This is a genomic window from Nocardia farcinica (genome assembly GCF_001182745.1).
GTDB lineage: Bacteria > Actinomycetota > Actinomycetes > Mycobacteriales > Mycobacteriaceae > Nocardia > Nocardia farcinica.
Window position 1 is genome coordinate 961,886 of the sequence record NZ_LN868938.1, and the last position, 19,008, is coordinate 980,893.

General features: G+C 72.1%; 19 protein-coding genes. 14 read left to right on the forward strand and 5 right to left on the reverse strand.

Going from position 1 to position 19,008, the window contains the following annotated elements:
* The first annotated feature begins 147 nt into the window (after positions 1-147).
* A complete protein-coding gene (locus AMO33_RS04685; protein ID WP_011209640.1) occupies positions 148-561 on the forward strand; it encodes a VOC family protein in 414 nt (137 codons plus the stop codon).
* A 63-nt stretch (positions 562-624) separates the two neighbouring features.
* Entirely contained in the window at positions 625-1,236 is a 612-nt protein-coding gene (locus tag AMO33_RS04690; protein ID WP_011209639.1) for an HdeD family acid-resistance protein, read from the forward strand.
* 2 nt (positions 1,237-1,238) lie between these two features.
* Here AMO33_RS04690 and AMO33_RS04695 read toward each other — a convergent pair whose 3' ends face one another.
* Entirely contained in the window at positions 1,239-3,191 is a 1,953-nt protein-coding gene (locus AMO33_RS04695) for a heavy metal translocating P-type ATPase (RefSeq protein WP_060590767.1), read from the reverse strand.
* A 112-nt stretch (positions 3,192-3,303) separates the two neighbouring features.
* On the opposite strand from AMO33_RS04695, the gene AMO33_RS04700 reads away from it, so the two are divergent.
* On the forward strand, positions 3,304-3,666 hold the full coding sequence (locus AMO33_RS04700; protein WP_011209637.1) for an ArsR/SmtB family transcription factor: 363 nt from the start codon (positions 3,304-3,306) through the stop codon (positions 3,664-3,666).
* Between the two features lie 50 nt (positions 3,667-3,716).
* Here the strand turns inward: AMO33_RS04700 and AMO33_RS04705 are convergent, their stop codons facing one another.
* Entirely contained in the window at positions 3,717-5,153 is a 1,437-nt protein-coding gene (locus AMO33_RS04705; protein WP_060590769.1) for an MFS transporter, read from the reverse strand.
* Between the two features lie 80 nt (positions 5,154-5,233).
* On the opposite strand from AMO33_RS04705, the gene AMO33_RS04710 reads away from it, so the two are divergent.
* The 3 genes from AMO33_RS04710 (at position 5,234) to AMO33_RS04720 (ending at position 7,815) form a co-directional block, all read left to right on the forward strand.
* Positions 5,234-5,902: a TetR/AcrR family transcriptional regulator gene (locus AMO33_RS04710; RefSeq protein WP_060590771.1), complete on the forward strand. Its 669-nt coding sequence runs from the start codon at positions 5,234-5,236 to the stop codon at positions 5,900-5,902.
* Entirely contained in the window at positions 5,899-6,825 is a 927-nt protein-coding gene (locus AMO33_RS04715) for an NAD-dependent epimerase/dehydratase family protein (protein WP_060590772.1), read from the forward strand. The genes AMO33_RS04710 and AMO33_RS04715 overlap by 4 nt, the downstream gene beginning before the upstream one ends.
* A 306-nt stretch (positions 6,826-7,131) precedes the next feature.
* Positions 7,132-7,815 carry an SDR family NAD(P)-dependent oxidoreductase gene (locus AMO33_RS04720; RefSeq protein WP_261307338.1) on the forward strand — a complete coding sequence of 228 codons (684 nt, stop codon included), beginning with the start codon at positions 7,132-7,134 and terminating at the stop codon, positions 7,813-7,815.
* A gap of 20 nt (positions 7,816-7,835) precedes the next feature.
* On the opposite strand, the gene AMO33_RS04725 is transcribed toward AMO33_RS04720, so the two are convergent.
* Positions 7,836-8,495, reverse strand: a complete 660-nt coding sequence (locus tag AMO33_RS04725) for a TetR/AcrR family transcriptional regulator (RefSeq protein ID WP_060593285.1) — start codon at positions 8,493-8,495, stop codon at positions 7,836-7,838.
* Positions 8,496-8,563: 68 nt separating this feature from the next.
* Between AMO33_RS04725 and AMO33_RS04730 the strand changes: the two genes are divergently transcribed.
* Positions 8,564-10,003 carry an MFS transporter gene (locus AMO33_RS04730; protein ID WP_060590774.1) on the forward strand — a complete coding sequence of 480 codons (1,440 nt, stop codon included), beginning with the start codon at positions 8,564-8,566 and terminating at the stop codon, positions 10,001-10,003.
* An 81-nt stretch (positions 10,004-10,084) separates the two neighbouring features.
* Here AMO33_RS04730 and AMO33_RS04735 read toward each other — a convergent pair whose 3' ends face one another.
* A complete protein-coding gene (locus tag AMO33_RS04735; RefSeq protein WP_060590776.1) occupies positions 10,085-11,617 on the reverse strand; it encodes an acyl-CoA synthetase in 1,533 nt (510 codons plus the stop codon).
* A 265-nt stretch (positions 11,618-11,882) separates the two neighbouring features.
* Here AMO33_RS04735 and AMO33_RS04740 point away from each other — a divergent pair, with 265 nt between their 5' ends.
* Positions 11,883-12,353 (forward strand): PPOX class F420-dependent oxidoreductase, encoded by a 471-nt coding sequence (locus AMO33_RS04740; RefSeq protein ID WP_240327423.1) that lies wholly within the window; start codon positions 11,883-11,885, stop codon positions 12,351-12,353.
* 68 nt (positions 12,354-12,421) lie between these two features.
* Entirely contained in the window at positions 12,422-13,288 is an 867-nt protein-coding gene (locus AMO33_RS04745; RefSeq protein WP_060590778.1) for a class II glutamine amidotransferase, read from the forward strand.
* Between the two features lie 13 nt (positions 13,289-13,301).
* Here AMO33_RS04745 and AMO33_RS04750 read toward each other — a convergent pair whose 3' ends face one another.
* A complete protein-coding gene (locus tag AMO33_RS04750; protein ID WP_011209626.1) occupies positions 13,302-13,883 on the reverse strand; it encodes a hypothetical protein in 582 nt (193 codons plus the stop codon).
* Positions 13,884-14,258: 375 nt separating this feature from the next.
* Here AMO33_RS04750 and AMO33_RS04755 point away from each other — a divergent pair, with 375 nt between their 5' ends.
* The 5 genes from AMO33_RS04755 (at position 14,259) to AMO33_RS04775 (ending at position 18,899) form a co-directional block, all read left to right on the forward strand.
* Entirely contained in the window at positions 14,259-14,594 is a 336-nt protein-coding gene (locus AMO33_RS04755; protein ID WP_060590780.1) for an ArsR/SmtB family transcription factor, read from the forward strand.
* Entirely contained in the window at positions 14,591-15,556 is a 966-nt protein-coding gene (locus tag AMO33_RS04760) for an SRPBCC domain-containing protein (RefSeq protein WP_060590781.1), read from the forward strand. The genes AMO33_RS04755 and AMO33_RS04760 overlap by 4 nt, the downstream gene beginning before the upstream one ends.
* A 136-nt stretch (positions 15,557-15,692) precedes the next feature.
* Entirely contained in the window at positions 15,693-16,046 is a 354-nt protein-coding gene (locus tag AMO33_RS04765) for a hypothetical protein (RefSeq protein WP_060590783.1), read from the forward strand.
* A 167-nt stretch (positions 16,047-16,213) separates the two neighbouring features.
* Entirely contained in the window at positions 16,214-17,173 is a 960-nt protein-coding gene (locus tag AMO33_RS04770) for an NAD(P)H-dependent flavin oxidoreductase (protein WP_060593287.1), read from the forward strand.
* 253 nt (positions 17,174-17,426) lie between these two features.
* A complete protein-coding gene (locus AMO33_RS04775; protein WP_060590785.1) occupies positions 17,427-18,899 on the forward strand; it encodes an FAD-dependent oxidoreductase in 1,473 nt (490 codons plus the stop codon).
* Positions 18,900-19,008 lie beyond the last annotated feature (109 nt).

Sequence of the window (19,008 nt, forward strand, 5' to 3'; positions counted from 1 at the left end):
GACGAGAATCACTTAGGGATGACTTCCCAAGCCGTCGCGGCGATAAACGTGCGGCGGGTGCGGCGTAATCGATCGCACCCCCTCCGTCGCGCAGTAATCTCACTGAGGTCGCGACACCTTCACCCTCGACGGACAAGGAGCGTTCGCATGGCCTGCCTGCTCAACCCGTACCTCGGTTTCGGTGCCAATGCGCGCCAGGCGCTCGAGTTCTACCGCGACGTCTTCGGCGGCACCCTGAACATCAGCACGTTCGGCGAGTTCGGCGACGCCCCCGACGAGGGCGCCGACCTGGTCATGCACGGCCAGCTCGAGACGCCCGACGGCTTCACGCTGATGGCCTCCGACACCCCGCCCGGCATGGAATATCAACCGGGAAGCAGTATTTCGGTCAGTCTCAGCGGCGACGACGCCGACCGCCTGCGCGGGTGGTGGAACAAGCTCAGCGAAGGCGGCACCGTCACGGTGCCGTTGGAGAAGCAGATGTGGGGCGACGAGTTCGGCATGTGCCAGGACCGCTTCGGCGTCGCGTGGATGGTCAATATCGCCGGGGAGGGGCGATAGCGTCGCCCGGCGTGTTCCGGCAAATCTCCAGATAACTTGTCCGCCACTGCATAGCATCAGGTCATGACGACCGACGAAGTGGTGGAAGGTCCCGTTCGGGCGCTTGCCAAGGCTGCTTGGCAAACCGTTCTGGTGACCGGCGTGCTCTCGGTGATTCTCGGCATTGTCGTCCTGGTGTGGCCCGGCAAGACGCTGGTCGTGGCGGGCATCCTGTTCGGCATCTACCTGGTGGTGTCCGGTGTTCTGCAGCTCATGGCGGCCTTCGGTGCCACCAGGACCGCGGGCATGCGGGTGCTGTACTTCCTCAGCGGCGTGCTGTCGATCGTGATCGGCGTGTTCTGCTTCCGCGACGAGCTGGCCTCGATCCTGCTGCTCGGGCTGTGGATCGGCATCGGCTGGCTCTTCCGCGGCGTTTCGGTGCTGGTCGCGGCGATCTCGGAACCGGCGCTGCCCGGCCGTGGCTGGCAGGGCTTCTTCGGCCTGGTGACCGTGGTGGCCGGCATCGTGCTGATCGTCTGGCCGGTCACCTCGGTCGCGACCCTCACCCTCGTCGCCGGGGTGTGGTTGATCGTGCTCGGTGTGATGGAGATCATCACCGCCATCGGGGTGCGTCGCGACGCCAAGCGCCTCGACGACGCCCTGGGCGACCTACCGCCGAATCCCGTGCGCGCCTGAGCTCAGGCGGCGGTGCGCGCGGCGCGGTCCCAGGCCGCGCCGCGCAGCAGTCGCAGCCCGTTGAGCGCGACCAGGATCGTGGAGCCCTCGTGCCCGGCGACGCCGAGCGGCAGCGGCAGGGTGCCCAGCAGGTCCCAGGCGACCAGCACCACGATGAAGCTCGCGGCGATCGTGAGGTTGGCGACGACCACCCGCCGGGCGCGCTGGGACAGCGCGATCACCGCGGGCACGGTGGTGAGGTCGTCGTGGACGACGATGGCATCGGCGGTGCGCAGCGCGAGGTCCGATCCCGCGCCACCCATCGCGATGCCGAGGTCGGCGGTCGCGAGCGCCGGGGCGTCGTTGATGCCGTCACCGACCATCGCGACGGTGTGCCCGGCCGCCTGCTGCGCGCGCACGAGCTCGACCTTGTCCTCGGGGAGCAGCTCCGCGTGGACGTCGCCGATGCCGGTGGCCGTGCCGACGCGGGTCGCGGTGGCATGGTTGTCGCCGGTCATCAGCAGTGGCGGTGCGTCCGTCAGCGCCGCCGTGGCGGCCACCGCCGCGGGCGCCTCGGAGCGCAGCTGATCCGCCACCTCCAGTACCCCGATCGGGTGCTCGTCGCAGCGCACGACGACGGCGGTGTGCCCCGCGTCGTGGGCGCGCCCGACCGCGGCGGCCAGCTGCGGCGCGGGTCGCGCGATTCCGGCGGGGGAGCCGACCTCGATGCGCTTGCCCGCCACGGTCGCGGCCACGCCCCGGCCGGGAACGGCCACGAAGTCCGCCGCGGGCGGAAGCCGCAGACCGCGCTCACGGGCCGCACCCACGACGGCGGCCGCCAGCGGGTGTTCGCTGGGATGTTCGGCGGCGGCGGCCAGGCGCAGCACCTCGTCGGGGGAGTGGGCGGCGTCGAGGACGTGCAGCTCGGCGACCCGGGGGACGCCGCGGGTCAGGGTGCCGGTCTTGTCGAATGCGACCCGGGTGGTGGTGCCGAGGCGTTCCATCACCACCGCCGACTTGACCAGCACGCCGTGCCGCCCCGCGGTGGCGATGGCGGCCAGCAGCGGCGGCATGGTCGCCAGCACCACCGCGCAGGGGGAGGCGACGATCATGAAGGTCATCGCCCGCAGCAGCGCCCGTTGCAGGGTGTCGCCGAGCAGCATCGGCACCGCGAACACGGCCAGGGTGGCCACCACCATGCCGACCGAGTACCGCTGCTCGACCTTCTCGATGAACAGCTGCGTGCGCGCCTTGGTTCGCACCGCCTCCTCGACCATCGCGGCGATCCGGGCCACCACCGAATCCGCGGCGCGCCGGTCCACCCGGATCCGCAGCGTCCCGGTGCCGTTCGAGGTGCCTGCGAAGACCTCGTCGCCGGCTGTCTTGCCCACCGGCAGCGGCTCGCCGGTGATGGTGGCCTGATCCACGTCGCTGCCGCCGGACACCACCGTTCCGTCGGCCGCGATCCGCTCGCCGGGGCGCACCAGCACCTCGTCGCCGATCTCGAGATCGGTCGCCCGCACGGTCTGCTCGGCACCGTCGACGACGCGGGTGGCTGTGTCGGGTGCCAGGTCGAGCAGTCCGCGCACCGAGTCCTCGGTGCGGGCGGTCGCGATGGCCTCGAGCGCGCCCGAGGTGGCGAAGATGACGATCAACAGGGCGCCGTCGGTGATCTGGCCGATCGCCGCCGCGCCGATCGCCGCGGCGACCATGAGCAGATCCACGTCGAGCGTGCGTTCCCGTAGCGCCCGCAGCCCCGCCAGACCGGGTTCCCAGCCGCCGGTGACGTAGCAGGCCAGATACAGCGTCCACCAGGTCCACGGCGGCGCGCCGGCCAGCTGCGCCGCCAAGCCCGCGAGGAACAGCGCGAGCGCCGCTGCGGCCCAGCGGGTTTCGGGTAGCGCGAACATCGGGGTGCGGCTGCGCTGCGGTGGCGCGGGCACCGGGCGGGCCGGGGTTCGGGTCGGCGCGGACACGGGCTACCTCCTGCACGGCGTCACGGACGGTAGGCACGATATCAGAACGCATGAACACGTCTTCATTTATTGTGCGCGGCGACGGGCGCGGTCCGGCGTACACTCCTGGGTCATGGGACACGGAGTCGAGGGGCGCAGCCGCCCCACGGCGCGGTTGGATGCCGACGCCGCGGCGCAGGTCGCCACGACTCTGCAGGCGCTGGCCACGCCGAGCCGCCTGCTGATCCTGTCCGAACTCCGTCAGGGCCCGAGCCCGGTCACCGAACTGGCCGAGGCCGTCGGCATGGAACAGTCGGCGGTCTCGCACCAGCTGCGGTTGCTGCGCAACCTGGGACTGGTCACCGGGAGTCGCGTCGGCCGCAAGATCGTGTACCGCCTCTACGACGACCATGTCGCCCAACTGCTCGACGAAGCGGTCTACCACAGCGAGCATCTGCGGCTCGGCCTCGCCGACCGTCCCGAAGCCGCGGGCTGATCCGGGCGTTCGGAGGGTCGACGAGGCCGGGTGTCGCGAGTTCTCCCGCGTCACTCCGGCACCGCGGCCGGCGTCGCGGACTCCGCGGTCGGCGTCGTCTCGGTGCGGAGCAGGGCGATGGTGAGCAGGGCGCCGATCGCGGCGAGGGCGGCCGCGGCGGCGAAGGCGAGATTCAGCCCGATCCGGTAGGCGTCGGGGGCGGTGGAGTGCCGGGCCACCACCTCGGCGAGCAGCAGCACCGCCGTGACCCCGATGCCCGACCCGACGCGCTGGGCGGTGTTGACGATGCCCGCGGCGATCCCGGCGTCGGCCTTGTCGACGGCGGTCACCGCGGGCGCTGTCACGCCGACGAACGCGGCGGGCAGGCCGATGCCGAGCAGGACCGCCCCCGGCAGCACATCGATGAGATAGCTGCCGTGCTCGGGCAGGCGGGCGAACAGCGCCATGGCCATCGCCTGGAGCCCGAGGCCCCCGGCCAGCACCCGCCAGGAGCCGAGCCGGTCCAGCGCGTACGGGATCAGTGTGCGGGAGACGACGATGTTCACCACGGCCACCGGCAGCACCGCGAGGCCGGACGCGGTGGGACTGTAGTGCTGGGTGTTCTGCAGGTACAACGCCAGCAGTGCGAAGGTGGGGACGTGGGCGGCGCCCACCAGCGCGTTGACCAGAGCCGATCCGCTCACCTGGCGAACGGTGAACAGCCGCAACGGCATCAACGGCCGGGTGCTGCGGGCTTCGAGCGCCAGGAAGCAGGCCAGCAGCGCGAGACCGGTCACCAGCAGTCCCGTCGCGAGGGTGCGCGTCGAGGCGTCGCCGAGCGCGCCGACGGCGTACCCGATGATCAACAGCGCGGCGGTGCCGGTGATCGCCCCCGGCACGTCGAGCCGGCGGACGGCACGGACCGGGAGCGGCGGATCCGGCGGGAGCACGCGGACGAAGGCCAGCGCCGCCACGCCCACCGGCAGGTTGATCAGGAATATCGACGGCCAGCCGAACAGATCGGTGAGTGGCCCACCGACCGCGGTGCCGATCGCGGCGCCCGCCGCCCCCATCGCGCTCCACACCCCGAAGGCGCGATGTCGCGCGGCGGGGTCGGTGAACGTCGCGGCCAGCAGCGCCAGCTGGGCGGGGATCACCACGGCCGCGCCGAGACCCTGTAGGGCCCGGGCGGCGATGAGAACCGCCGGTGTGCCGGCGAATCCGGCCAGCGCGGAGGCCGCCGTGAACACGGCGAGGCCGCCCGCGAACACCCGGCGCGGCCCGAGCAGGTCGGCGGCGCGCCCGCCGAGCAGCATGAACCCGCCGAAGGCCAACAGGTAGGCGTTGGTCACCCAGCCCAGTCCCGCTTCGTCGAGCCCGAGGTCCGCGCCGATGCTGGGCAGCGCCACGTTCAGCACGGTGGTGTCCAGGAAAACCACCAGTTCGACCACCGTGATCAGGACCAGGACCAGCCGGTCCCGCGCCCCGAGTACACCTCTGCCCGACATGAGCACAACCTTTCACTAGAGCGACACTACAGTGAAGATAGTTCACTGGAGTATCGCTCTAGTCAAGTAGGATGTGCGGCATGACAGGGAAGACCACCGGCGTGCGGGCCGCGAAGGCCTCGGCCAATCGGGCGAAGATGCTCGCCGCGGCACGGGAACTGTTCACCACCCGCGGCTACACCGCGACCACCATGAAGGCCATCGCCGAGCAGGCCGGCATGGCGGTGCAGACGCTGTACTTCACGTTCGCCACGAAACGCGCGATCTTGTCCGAGCTCCTCGATGTCGAGATCGCCGGCGACACCGAACCGGTGGCCACCATGGATCGGCCCTGGTTCGCGGCGGCGGTGGCCGCCGCGCCCGCAGAACAGATCAGGCTCCAAGTCGCGGCCGCGGCAACGATTTACGCGCGGGTGAGTCCGCTGCTCGAGGTGATCCGGTCGGCCGCGGCGACCGACGCCGAGCTCGCCGAACTCTGGCAGATCAACGTCTCCCAGCGGCACACCGTCCAGCTCCGGCTGGCCGAGGCGCTCGCCGCCAAGACGCCGCTGCGGGCGGGCCTCACCGCCGCCCGTGCCGCCGACATCGCCCTCGCCACCCTGGCTCCCGAGACCTACCGGCTGCTCGTGCACGACCGCGGCTGGACCGGCGCCGAGTGGGAAGCCTGGGCCACCGACGCCCTGGTCGGGCAACTGCTCCCGCCGCGCGGCGGCGAGCCGGGGAGCCCGGCATCGGAGGCGATCCGATGACGGTGCTGGTGCTGGGTGGCTACGGAGCCGTCGGCGCTCACCTGGTCCGGCTGCTCCGCGCGCAGGGCATCCCGGCGCTCGCCGCCGGACGCGACGCGACGCGGGCGGACCGGGCGCTCGACGTCACCGACCTGGACAGCGTCGCGGCAGCACTCGCGGGAGTATCGACCGTGGTGAACTGCGCGGGCACCGAAGACGTCCGGCTCGCCGCGGCGTGCGCCGGTCGCGGCATCGCGTTCCTGGAGATCTCGGCCACCTCCGACTACGTGCGGGCCCTGGAGCGCGTGGGCGGGCCGGTCGTCCTCGGAGTCGGACTGGCCCCCGGGCTGACCACCCTGCTCGCCGTCGACGCGCTGGCGAACGGGCCCGGCCCCGTCGACATCATGGTGGGACTCGGCGCGGGCGAACGCCACGGCCCGGCTGCCACCGCCTGGACCTACGGGCTGCTGGGACGGCACTTCGCCGACGCCGACGGCAGCGCCGTCCGCAACTTCACCCGGCCCGCGCGCTTCGCCCTGCCCGCACCGTCCGGCTACCCACCGTTTTCCGCGCTCCGCGCCGACTTCGCCGATCAGCACCGGCTCACCCGCGATTTCGCCGTTCCCGTCCGCACCTACCTGCGAATGGACTCCCGCCTGGCCACCGCCGGGTTGGCCGCGCTGACGTGGGCGCCCGCGCTCCGCGCGCTGACGCCACGGCGAATGCCGGGCGGAGACCGGTGGGTGATCCTCGCCCGGCCCGCCGACGGTCCGACACGCTGGGCCACCGGCCGTGGCCAATCACGGGCCACCGCGGTGGTCGCCGCCCTGACCGTCCGGGCAGCGGCACACCGACGCCTCACCGCGCCCGCGTGGATCCACGAGATCCTCGCCCTCGACATGGTGCGGCAGGAGCTGGCGGCCGCGGGCATCGGTCTCGGGTAGCCGACCCCACCGGTACCTGTGGTGCATAGCACTACTGAATGGAATCGATCCTGGCATACGAACGGCGCACCGGCGGCGGCGCCGCTGCGATCGCGGACTGTGGCTGTGCGGGCGCCCACGAGCCGATTACATGACACGTCAACGGGATGTCCGGAAACCGCCGGAACGCCGGGCGGCCGACCGCTTGACTGGAGTGGCAGGAACTCCGAAGCGGAAGGAAAGACCGGTCATGGCAATGCGATTCGCCGACAAGGTGGTACTGGTGACGGGCGCGAGCTCGGGGTCGGGCGGGCGGTGGCCCGGCGGGTGGCCGCCGAGGGCGCCGCGGTCGTGCTGGGCGCGCGCGGCGTGGCGGCGGGGGAGCGGTTGGCGGCCGAGATCCGCGCCGAGGGCGGCACGGCGGTGTTCGTGCCGACCGACGTCACCGTCGCCACCGATATGGAACGGCTGACCGGCACCGCGATGGGGCGGTTCGGGCGGCTCGACGCGGCGTTCAACAACGCGGGCGGGGTGAGCGCGGCCGGGGCGGTGCACGAACTCACGCCCGGCCAGTGGGAAGCCGATCTCGGGCTGAACCTGACCAGCGTCTTCCACGGCCTGCGCCACCAGGTTCCGGCCATCGCCGCGTCCGGCGGCGGCGCCATCCTCAACAACGCCTCCAATCTCGGCGTGGTCGGAATGGCCACGGTGGCACCGTATGTGGCCGCCAAGCACGGCGTCGTCGGACTCACCCGGGCGGTCGCGCTCGAGGGCGCCGAGCGCGGTGTGCGGGTGAACGCGGTCCTCTCGGGTGCGATCGATACGCCGGGCTTCCGCACGTCGATGGGCGCCACCCCGGAGGGGGAGGCGCACGTGGCGGGACTGCATCCGCTCGGCCGGATCGGCACGGCGGAGGAGATCGCCGCGTTCTGCGCCTTCCTGCTCAGCGACGAGTCGTCCTTCGTCACCGGCGCGGCACTGTCGATCGATGGCGGCTACACCACCCGCTGAGCCTCCGCCGGCCGGGTGGCCTAGCGGTTGCCCGCTCGGTGCAGCAAACCGTCGACCAGTGCCGGGAGCCCGGTGGCGTAGGTGCTGTCGGGGAGGGTCACGAACCGCGGGCCCCATTCGGCCAGCCGCGGGTAGACGTCGGGGTCGAGGTCGGCGAAGACCTGCTCGCGGAAGGTGGGGCGGCCTTCGGCGGCGCGGCGCGCGGAGCCGGTGCGGACGATGATCTCGCCCGCGGTGTAGTGCCAGATCGTCCGGTAGACGCCGACGGCGTCGGCGGGCGCGAGGCCGTACGCGCACGCCGCGTCGACGATCGTCTCGGCGACCCAGAGCGCGGAGATCCCGAACAGGTCGCCGCGCGTGAGAACCTCCACGATCCACGGGCGGGCCGAGAGCACCTCGTGCATCGCCGTGGCCGCCACGATGATCCGCTCGCGGGGGTCGTCCGGCAGCGCAGGCCACTGCACGCGGTCGGCGTAGTCGTCGAGCACCAGGCGTAACAGGTCGTCCTTGTCGCGGACGTGGTGGTAGAGCGCCATCGCGGTGCAGCCGAGTTCGGCGGCCACCCGGCGCATCGTCAGTTTGTCGACGCCCTCGGCGTCGATGATCGACTCGGCGGCGGCGACGATCTCGGCGCGGGAGATCTTCGGCGGGCGGCCGGTGCGCGCGGACGTGTCGGGCATGTACCCATCCTGGCGCATGGGCGGGGGAAGGTGTGGACAGCACCCGATCGGGTGGTTAGTTTTTATACATGTATAAAAACAATGTCGACGGGCGCCACCGTGCCGCGCTCACCGCGGTGGCGGTCGCGCAGTTCCTGGTGGCGCTGGACATGGCCGTCATGAACGTCGCGCTGCCCGCGATCCGCGCCGACCTCGGGTTCGCGCCGGTGGATCTGTCCTGGGTGGTGCATGTCTACGCGCTCACCTTCGGTGGATTCCTGCTGCTCGGGGGGCGGGCGTGCGACCTGGTGGGCAGGCGGCGGGTGTTCGTCGTGGGTCTGATGGTGTTCGGAGCAGCCTCGGCGGCCGGTGGATTCGCGCAGGCACCGTGGCAGCTGGTGGCGGCGCGCGCCGTGCAGGGCATGGCGGCGGCCGCCATCGCGCCCGCGACGCTGGCCACGCTCACCACCACCTTCACCGAAGGGCGGGCGCGGGCGCGCGCGTTGGCGGTGTGGAGTGCGACCAACGCCGTCGGTGGCGCGGGCGGCGTCCTGCTGGGCGGCGTGTTGACCGAATACGCCGACTGGCGCTGGGTCATGTGGATCAACATCCCGTTCGTGCTGCTCGCGCTGGCCGCGGTGCTCGCCGGGGTGACCGCCGACCGGCGGGCCGCCGCGCGTGATCGTCTCGATGTCTTCGGCGCCCTGCTCGCCACCGCGGGTGTGGGCCTGCTGGTGATCGGCGTCGTGCGCACCGACCACGTGGGCTGGACCTCGCCGGTCACCCTGGCGACGCTCGCCGCGGCCGCCGCCCTGCTCGCCTGCTTCGTCGCGGTGGAGACGCGGGTGGCCGCGCCGCTGGTCCGGCTGAGCCTGCTCGGCAGCCGGTGGGCCGGCGGGGCGAATCTCTTCGTATTCCTGGCCGGGGCAGGACAATTCGCGGCCTTCTACCTGGCGTCGCTGTACATGCAGCAGGTGCTGGGCATGAGCGCGGGCGCGACCGGGGTGGCGTTCCTGCCGTTCTCGCTGGCCGTGGTCGTCGGGACCGTACTGGCGCTGCGTCTGGGCGCGGTGCGCGCGCCGCGCGGACTCATCGTGGCGGGCGGGTCGCTGGCCGCGGTCGGGATGGGCTGGTTCGCCCTGATCAGCCCGGACGGCAGCGTGCTCACCGATGTGCTCGGCCCGGCGCTGTTCGGCGGACTCGGCATGGGCTTGTGTCTGGCGCCGGTCGCCGGCGCCGCCACGATCGGCGTGCCCGCGCACGAGGCGGGGATGGCCTCTGGCGTGTTCAACAGCGCCCGCCAGCTGGGCGGCAGCGTCGGCGTGGCGGCGCTGGCCACGGTCGCCGCCGCGCGCACCGGCGGCGCGACCGATCCGGCGGCCCTCAACAGCGGCTACGCCCTCGGCTTGGCCGTCACCGCCGCCCTGTTCGCCCTCGCCGCGATCGCGGCCGCGGTGGTGCTGCCCGCGAAGAAGCCGACGGACCCGACGACGTCCGGCGAGCCGCGCGCCTCGGTGCCCGCCCGTTGAGCGGTTCCCGGCCCGGTACGCCGGTCCGTCACGGACCGTCCCGGTGGGCCGGTGCACGCCGACGAGGACGGCCCACCCCGATCACAGATACCGGGCGCGCAGCTTTCCCTTGACGAGTTTGCCGGTGGGGGTGCGGGGCAGGTCGTCGGCGAAGTCGAAACTGCGGGGCACCTTGTAGTGGGCAATGCGCTCGCGCAGGTAGTCACGCAGTTCGGCGGCCAGGTCGGGGCCGGGGTCGGCGCCGGGCGCGTGCTGGACGACGGCCTTGACCGATTCGCCCATCTCCTCGTCGGGCACGCCGATCACCGCGACGTCGAACACCTTGGGGTGCAGGGCGAGTGCGTCCTCGATCTCCTGCGGGTAGATGTTCACGCCGCCGGAAATGATCATGAACGCCTTGCGGTCGGTGAGGAACAGGTAGCCCTCGTCGTCGACGTAGCCGATGTCGCCGGTGGTCGTCCAGGTGGGATGGTCGGGATGGACCGCGTCGGCGGTCTTGGCCGGGTCGTTGTGGTAGGCGAAGGGCACGTCCTCGCGCTCGAAGTACACCGTGCCGACCTCGCCCGTGGGCAGTTCCTTGCCGTCCTCGCCGCAGATCCGGATGACGCCGAGCCCCGCCTTGCCGACCGAGCCGGGCTTGCGCAACCACTGCTCGCTGTCGATGAAGGTGGCGCCGTTGGCCTCGGTGGAGGCGTAGTACTCGTGCAGGATCGGCCCCCACCAGTCGATCATCGCGCGCTTGACGTCGATCGGGCACGGGGCGGCCGCGTGCACGGCCACCTTCAGGCTGGACACGTCGTAGCGCGTGCGCACCTGCTCGTCGAGCTTGAGCATGCGCACGAACATCGTCGGCACCCACTGGCTGTGCGTGACGCGGTAGCGCTCGATCGCGGCCAGCGCGGCCTCGGCGTCGAACTTCTCCATCACGACGACGGTGCCGCCCAAGGCGTGCACCACGCCGCCGAACCGCAGCGGCGCCGCGTGATACAGCGGTGCGGGGGAGAGGTAGACGGTCTCGGTGCCGAAACCGTAGAGCGGGCCGAAGATGGCGGTGTAGGTGTCGCCGGGTGCGTCGCCGACCTGGCGCTGCGGCAGCGGCTGCTTGATGCCCTTGGGCCGGCCGGTGGTGCCGGAGGAGTAGAGCATGTCCGCGCCGCGCGGCTGGTCGGACAGCGGTTCGGGGGAGGACGCGGCGAGGGCGTCCTCGTAGGAGGCGTGGCCGGGCACGTCGCCGCCGAAGGCGAGGCGGATCTCGACGGCGGGCGTCTCGGCGACGACCTTCTCCGCGGACTCGGCGAGCGCCGCGGAGACGATCAGTGCGCGGGCGCCGCAGTCGTCGACGATGTAGCTGATCTCGCTCGGCGACAGATGCCGGTTGACCGCGGTGATGTAAAGCCCGGATCGCAGAGCGGCCCAGTAGACCTCGTAGACCTTCGGGTCGTTGCCGGAGAGCAGGGCGAGGTGGTCGCCGGGCCGCAGGCCCGCCGCCCGGAGGTGGCGGGCGAGCCGGACGGAGTTGTCCTCGAGCTCGCGGTAGGTCAGTACCTCGCCGCTCTCGGCCATGATCAGGGCCGGTTTGTCGGGGAAGCTGTCGACGTGTGCGCCGGGGTACATGCGGCTCCTCGGTGAGACGATGCGGTCGGGTTGCTCTGCCCACGGAGGATAGCGGAAAGTGAACGGCGATTCGGTAGTTATCGCGGACCGGTGGTCGCCGCTGGCGGGGCGTGCAGGTGCGCGCCGCAGCTGCATTCGGCCAAGGTGGGGCAGGTGCAGGCGATGCCCCATTCCACGATGGCGCGGGCGCGGGCGAGGGTGTCGAGCTGCCGATCGATGTCGGCGAGCTCGGCATGGGCCAGGGCACGGCCACCCGGCGGGCCGGGTGCAGCAGGTCGGCGTCCTCGTAATAGCGCAGCGTCGTGGCGGGCACGCCCGCACGCTCCGGTACGCGCAGCTGCGCTCCTACCGCAGCGACGGCACGCCCGTCGACACACCCATCTGGTTCCGGTGCGACGACACCGCGGTCGTCTTCCGCACCAAACGCGGACCCAAGACCCGTCGACTCACCGCCGACCCGCGGGTGGCGTTGCGCCCCTGCGATCATCGCGGCCGGGTGCGCCCCGGGGCGCCGGTGCTGACCGGACGGGCCCGCCTGCTCGACGGCGCCGAGGCGCAGTGCGCCGAGGACGCGTTGCGGGAACGCTACGGCCGGCAGTGGAACATCCTCCCGATGGTCCGCATCCCCGGCGTGGTCAACGTCCACCGTGACCTGCCCCTGCGCGAGAAGCTGCGGCGGGCACGGGCCCGGACGCTGTGGCCGGACAGTGCCATCGTGCGGATCGAGCTGGGCTGACCGGTTTCCGTCGCACGGACGGGGGTACGTGCCCGGCACGCGGTGACCGCCCGGGACAGGAGGAGCCCATGTGTCGTCTGTTCGGCCTGTCGGCCGCGCCCGAGCGGGTGCACGCGACCTTCTGGTTGCTCGAGGCTCCGGACAGTCTCGCCGAGCAGAGCCGCCGCGAACCGGACGGCACCGGGCTCGGGGTCTTCGACGAGCACGGCGCGCCCGTGGTGCGCAAGCAGCCGATCGCGGCCTACCGGGACGCCGCCTTCGGTCGGGAGGCCCAGGAATTCGTCTCGCAGACCTTCCTCGCCCACATCCGTTACGCATCGACCGGCGGCCTGTCGGCGGTCAACACTCATCCGTTCACCCAGCACGGCAGGCTGTTCGCGCACAACGGCGTGCTCGGCGATCTGGAGCGCTTGGACGCCGAGCTCGGCGAGTACCGCGCGCTCGTCGCGGGTGACACCGATTCCGAGCGGTTGTTCGCCCTGATCACCATGCAGATCGAGGCGCACGGCGGCGACGTCGGCGCCGGGATCGCGGCGGCCACCCGCTGGGTGGCCGCGACCCTGCCGGTCTTCGCGATCAACCTGGTGCTCATCACCGCGACCGAACTCTGGGCGTTGCGCTACCCGGACACCCACGATCTGTTCGTGCTGCGGCGCAGCGCCGGTGGGCGGCACGGCAGGCATCTCGAGCACAGCGGTTCGGCGGGGCGGATGCGTGCGCGGTCGGGACCGTTGGCCCGGTACCCGGCGGTCGTCGTCGCCAGCGAACGGATGGACGAGGACCCCGGTTGGGAGAATCTGCCGGTCGGGGAACTGCTGCGGGTGGGCGCGGACCAGGCGGTGACGCGGCACCGGATCCTGGACCGGCCTCCGCGGCACCGCCTGACCCTGCGTGATCTCGACCCGCACGCCGCGGCGTCGCAGTCCCCGAGCTGACCGGCGACGGCGGCTACTCGGTGACCACGTGCCACTGCACGAGTTCGGCGGCGCGCGACGGCTGGGTCTTCCACCGGCTCAGCGGGAAGTTCGGGTCTTCGAGGCGGGCCTCCACCCGTCGGTCGGGCGCGAGGTCGGTGACGGTGAGCACGACCGTGCGCGCCCCGAGCGCGGTCGGTTGCAGTGCGCCCGCGATGCGGGTCGCGACCGGCCGCAGCGCCGCCACGCCGGCCGAATCCGGTAGGCACAGGTCGATCTCGACGCCGATCTTGCCGGGGAATCCGACCTCGGTGTCGATGTCCGCGGCGATCACCTCGGCGCCGGCGGGCAGATCCAGTCCGCCGACGAACGCGGCCAGCTCGGGGTCGGCGACCGGACGGGGCCCGGGGCATCCCACGGTGGCCGGCTGCGCCGGGCCGCTCGGCGCCGCGGTCGCCGGGGCGGGTCGGTCGGTGTCGCCCGGTTCGGGCGCGCGGGCCACGACCATCAGCACGATCAGGATCGCCGCCGCGACGGCGATCGCCACCGCGGCGACGGCGGGCTGGGCCGAACGGGTTTGTGGTGCTTCGTCGTCGGGTCGATGCACCTGGGTCATCAGCAGTCCTCCCCACGGTCACGGGTCGTTCTCGGGTTCGGATCCGGGGGAACCGCCTCGGTGTGCCTGGCGGCTTCCCCGGTGCGGGGTACCCGGGACTGGATCCGTCATCGGCCCGGGCACCGATCCCATATTGGAGTGCGGCGATATTTCGTTACGGTCTCCGTCGGCGGCGCTGTCCTTGCTGTTTGCGCCCGCTCTCGCGAAAACTTCTGCACCGCAGTGATATTCACGCCACGGTGATTTGCGCCACTTTTTGTTTACGGCGGGTGGTCGTTGGTTTTCTGCCTGATGCTCAGCGCCTTAGGCGCTCCAGCGCGCCGTCGGCAGGCGGTCGCACTGGCAGGTATATTCCCAATCGGCTATATTGCCGCTATGGCATCAACGTTCGAGGCGCTGGCCGAACCCCGTCGCCGGCAGATCCTGGATCTGCTGCGGGAGCGGGAGCGGCTGGTGGGGGATCTGGTCGAGGAGCTGCGCCTGGCACAGCCGACGGTCTCCAAACATCTCAAGGTGTTGCGCGGCGCGGGACTGGTCGCGGTGCGCCAGGACGCGCAGCGACGGTGGTACCGGCTGCGACCCGAGCCGCTGGCCGAGATCGAAGCGTGGCTCGCGCCGTACCGGCGGATGTGGGAAGCCGGTTTCGACGCCCTCGAACGCCACCTCGACACGATGCCCGACGAGCCCGCCCCGCGGAAAGGACGACGATGACCGACCCCCGAGCTCACCTGCACACTCTCGATGGCGCCCCCACCCTGCGGATGGAACGCCGGTTCGCGCACCCGCCGGAGAAGGTGTGGCGCGCGATCAGCGATCCGCGCGAGATGGCCGCCTGGTTCCCGGCGACCGTCGACACCGAGGTCCGTCCCGGCGCGACGATGCGGTTCACCTTTGCCGACGCGCCGGACACCACCGACGCCACCTCCGAGGGCGAAGTGCTGGAAGTGGATCCGCCGAAGGTCTACATGTTCCGCTGGAACCGGGACGTACTGCGTTTCGAACTCGTACCCGACGGCGCGGGCACCCTGTTGGTGTTCACCCACGTACTCGGCGGCGGTGCGGCGGGCAGGCGCGGCGCCGCGCGGACCGCGGTCGGCTGGGACCGCTGCCTGGCCGCCCTCGCCGCCGCCCTGGACGGCGCCGCGCCCGCCATGACGGAGGGCGCCTGGCTCGCCGACCTCGAGCACTACATCGCCGCCTTCGGCCTCGACACCGGTACCTGCGAGACCACCGCCGACGGCTACGTCCTGCGCTTCGACCGCGACATGATGTGGCAGCCGGTGGAAACGCTGTGGGGGCTGCTGGTCGAGGACGGTGCCCCCGCCGTCGGCGAGGCCGCGCCACTGCGCGCGACCAACCAGCACGTCGAGGCGGGCCCGCTCACCGTGGTCGAGCCGCCCACCGCGCTGGCGTACGAGTGGCGCCACGACGGCACCGCCGCGGGCGTCGTCCGGTTCGAGTTCCACGCCGACCCCGACCTCGGCGTCCACGTCGCACTGACCCAGACCGTCCCCCGCGAACTCGCCTCGGCCCGTGCCGAACTGCTCGCCGCCTGGCACGTCCACCTCGAACTCTTCTTCGCCGCGTCGCAGGGCGAGGTGCGTTGCCCCTGGCCGGCCGACCGGGTCGCGGCGCTGACCGATCGCTACGAAGCGGACCTCGCCTCGACCTAGCGCGGCGGTACGACAGGCCCGGGGACCCCACCGTCCCGAGGCATGGCGCGTGCAGTCGGCACCGGCCCGGCCCGCGTGATCAGCCGGGAGCGGACCGGTACGGCAGCGGTGGTTTCTCGACTGCTTGGATGAATGCATGCCCATCATCGACGTCACCTGCGCCGATCGCGTCAGCACCGAGGTGAAGAAGGAACTCGCCCGGACCCTTCCGCACAGTGTCTCGCTGGCGGTCGAGTGCCCCGAGGAGCCCTACGACGGGGATCTGCGGGGCGGGGACGTGATCCTGCGGTTCCACGACGTCGGTCCGCTCGACCGGTTCGATCTCGACGTGCTCATCGAGGTGAAATCCAAGTGGTTCCCGTCGCGCGCGGACGACCGCCAACGCCGCGCCGACGAGATTCTCGGCCGCGCGGAGGCGGTCGTGCCCGCCGATCACCACGTCGGCGTCTACCTCGCCCTGCCGGTCGCGTCCTGGGCCGAGCCGGACTGAACGCCCCGGGCCGGGAACTGCCTCGGCGGCTCCGCTCAGCGCAACCTGCCGTCGACACCCGGCGTCCTCGTCGGCGAAAGACGGCGGAGTGCCCCGGCAGGGGTGGGGCGCCGCCGGTGTGCTGGCATGGACGGATGTCTCGCGATGACCTGACCCCAGACGACGTCCTGCTCGGCACCCCGTGGTCGCGCTCGCTCGGCCTGCGGGTGCCGATCGTGAACGCCCCGATGGGTGGGGTGGCGGGCGGGCGCCTGGCGGCGGCGGTGACCGCGGCGGGCGGGCTCGGCATGATCGGAATGGGCAGCAGTGCGACGGCGGCGGCCCTGCGCCGCGAACTCGACCATGTCACCGGGCGATTCGGCATCGGCCTGGTCGACTGGGTCGCCGCGCAGGAACCCGCCTTGCTCGACACCGCCCTCGCCGCCCGGCCCGCGCTGCTCGCGGTGAGTTTCGGCACCGACCTGTCCTGGGCGGCCCGCGCCCGCGAGTCCGGAATCCGGACGGCCACCCAGGTTTTCACCCCCGACGACGCCCGCCGCGCCGCCGCCGCCGGTATCGACGTGCTGGTCGCCCGTGGCGCGGAGGGCGGCGGGCACGGCGCCGTCGAGATGGCGACTCTGCCCCTGCTCGACGCGGTGCTCGCCGCGGTCTCGGTCCCGGTGCTCGCCGCCGGTGGCATCGGCTCACCCGCGAGCCTGGCGGCCGTGCTCGCGGCCGGCGCGAGCGGCGCCTGGATCGGCACCCACCTGGCGGCCTGCACCGAATCGACCCTCTCCGAGTCCGCCCGCCGCGCCATGATCGCCGCCGCGGGCACCGACACCGTCACCACCCACGCCGTCGACGCCGCCCTCGGCTATCCGTGGCCGCCGCGCTTCCCCGCCCGCGTCCTGCGCAACCCCTTCACCGACCGCTGGACCGGCCGCGAGCACGAGCTGCGCGGCGACCCCGAAGCGCGCCGCTCCCTCCGCGCCGCCATCGCCGCCGACCACCCCGACCAGCTGCCCGTCGACGCGGGCGAGGGCGTCGGCATGGTCACGTCGGTCCGCCCGGTAGCCGAGGTGATCCACGAACTCTCCTCCGGCGCAGCGAGATTGCTCCATTCCGTCGCCCCGCCCCACCAGCGGTAAATCATCGGCCGGACAGCAACGACCGGCCATGTCGCACCGGTCCATCGATCGCCCCGCGGCAACCGCCGCCCCCGCAGCTCCGCGTTCTCACTGAGCGGGAACCGCGGACGGCGGCGGGCCGGTGCCGGTCGATACTGGGCGCGATTGTCAAGCACGCGCAACAGTACGGGCAAATCCGCAGGTAGCCGCGCAGATCCAGGCCGATGTGCGGGGGGATCAGGGATCGCCGCCCGCACGGAACAGGAGTAGTTCGATGTCGGATGTCGGAGATGTTCGCCCCGAGCGGGCCGCCGCGATCAGCGGATGGGACGACGAGGCCGACGTGGTGGTGGTCGGTTACGGGGTGGCGGGGGCGTGCGCGGCGATCGAGGCGGCGCGGGCGGGGGCGGAGGTGCTGGTACTGGAGCGCACCGGCGGGTGGGGTGGGGCGGCGGCGTTGTCGGGTGGGTTCATCTACCTCGGCGGTGGGACGCCGTTGCAGAAGGCGCTCGGGTTCGACGACAGCCCGGAGAACATGGAGACGTTCCTGACCGCGGCGCTGGGCCCCGGGGTGGATGCGGCGAAGATCCACGACTACTGCCAGGGCAGTGTCGAACATTTCGAGTGGCTGGTGGCGCAGGGGGTGGTGTTCAAGGAGGAGTTCTGGGGTGAGCCGGGCTGGGAGCCGCCCGCCGATCAGGGGCTGATGTTCTCCGGTGGTGAGAACGCCGCGCCGTTCAACACGATCGCCACGCCCGCCCCGCGCGGCCATCTGCCCCAGATGGCCGACAAGCACACCGGGGACAAGGGCGGTGGCTACATGTTGATGAAGCCGCTGGTCGAGACCGCCGAATCGCTGGGGGTGCGGGCGGAGTTCGACGTGCGGTTGCAGCGACTGGTGGTCGACGACGACGGGCGGGTGGTCGGCGTGGTCGCCCGACGGTACGGCAAGCCGGTGCGGGTGCGTGCCCGGCGGGGGGTGGTGCTGGCCACGGGCAGTTTCGCCTACAACCAGGAGATGGTGGCGGTGTACACGCCGCTGCTGGTGAACCGGCCCGCGGCCGCGATCGAGGAACACGACGGCATCGGTATCCGGGTGGCGCAGGCGCTGGGTGCGCAGTTGGCGCACATGGACGCCATCGAGGTGGCGATCTTCGCCGATCCGCAGGTGATCGCCCGCGGCATCCTGGTCAACGGGCGCGGGCAGCGCTACATCCCCGAGGACTCCTATCCCAGCCACATCGGGCAGTCGACGCTGATCCGGCAGAACAACGAGGCCTTCCTGATCCTGGACGAAGCCGGGCTCGAGGAAGCGCTGGGCACCGTGTCCACGTTCGCGGCCTCCCGCAATGAGCCGCCGACCTGGGTGGCCGAATCGGTGGCGGAGCTCGAATCGGAGATGGGTTTCCCGGACGGTGTGCTGCAGGCGACCGTCGAGGTCTACAACCGGCATGCCAAGGACGGTGTGGATCCGGTGCTGGGCAAGAAGACCCAGTGGGTCAAGCCGCTGGGTACGCCGTTGGCGGCGTTCGACTTGCGCGGCCGTACCGGCGGTTTCACCCTCGGTGGGGTGCGCACCGATCTGGATTCGCGGGTCCTGCACGTCGCCGGTGACCCGATCCCCGGCTTGTTCGCCGCGGGCCGCTGCACCTCCGGTATCAGCGCGGGTGGCTACGTCAGCGGCGCCTCGCTCGGCGACGGCAGCTTCTACGGCCGCCGCGCGGGACGCGCCGCCGCGCAGGCCTGACGACCGCTCGGCGGCGCGCAAACCGCTGCGCGCCGCCGAACCGGCGGGATAGGCTGCGCCACAGCGAAAGACCGGGAGGTGGGGCACTGGATACGCTGTGGTCGTTCGT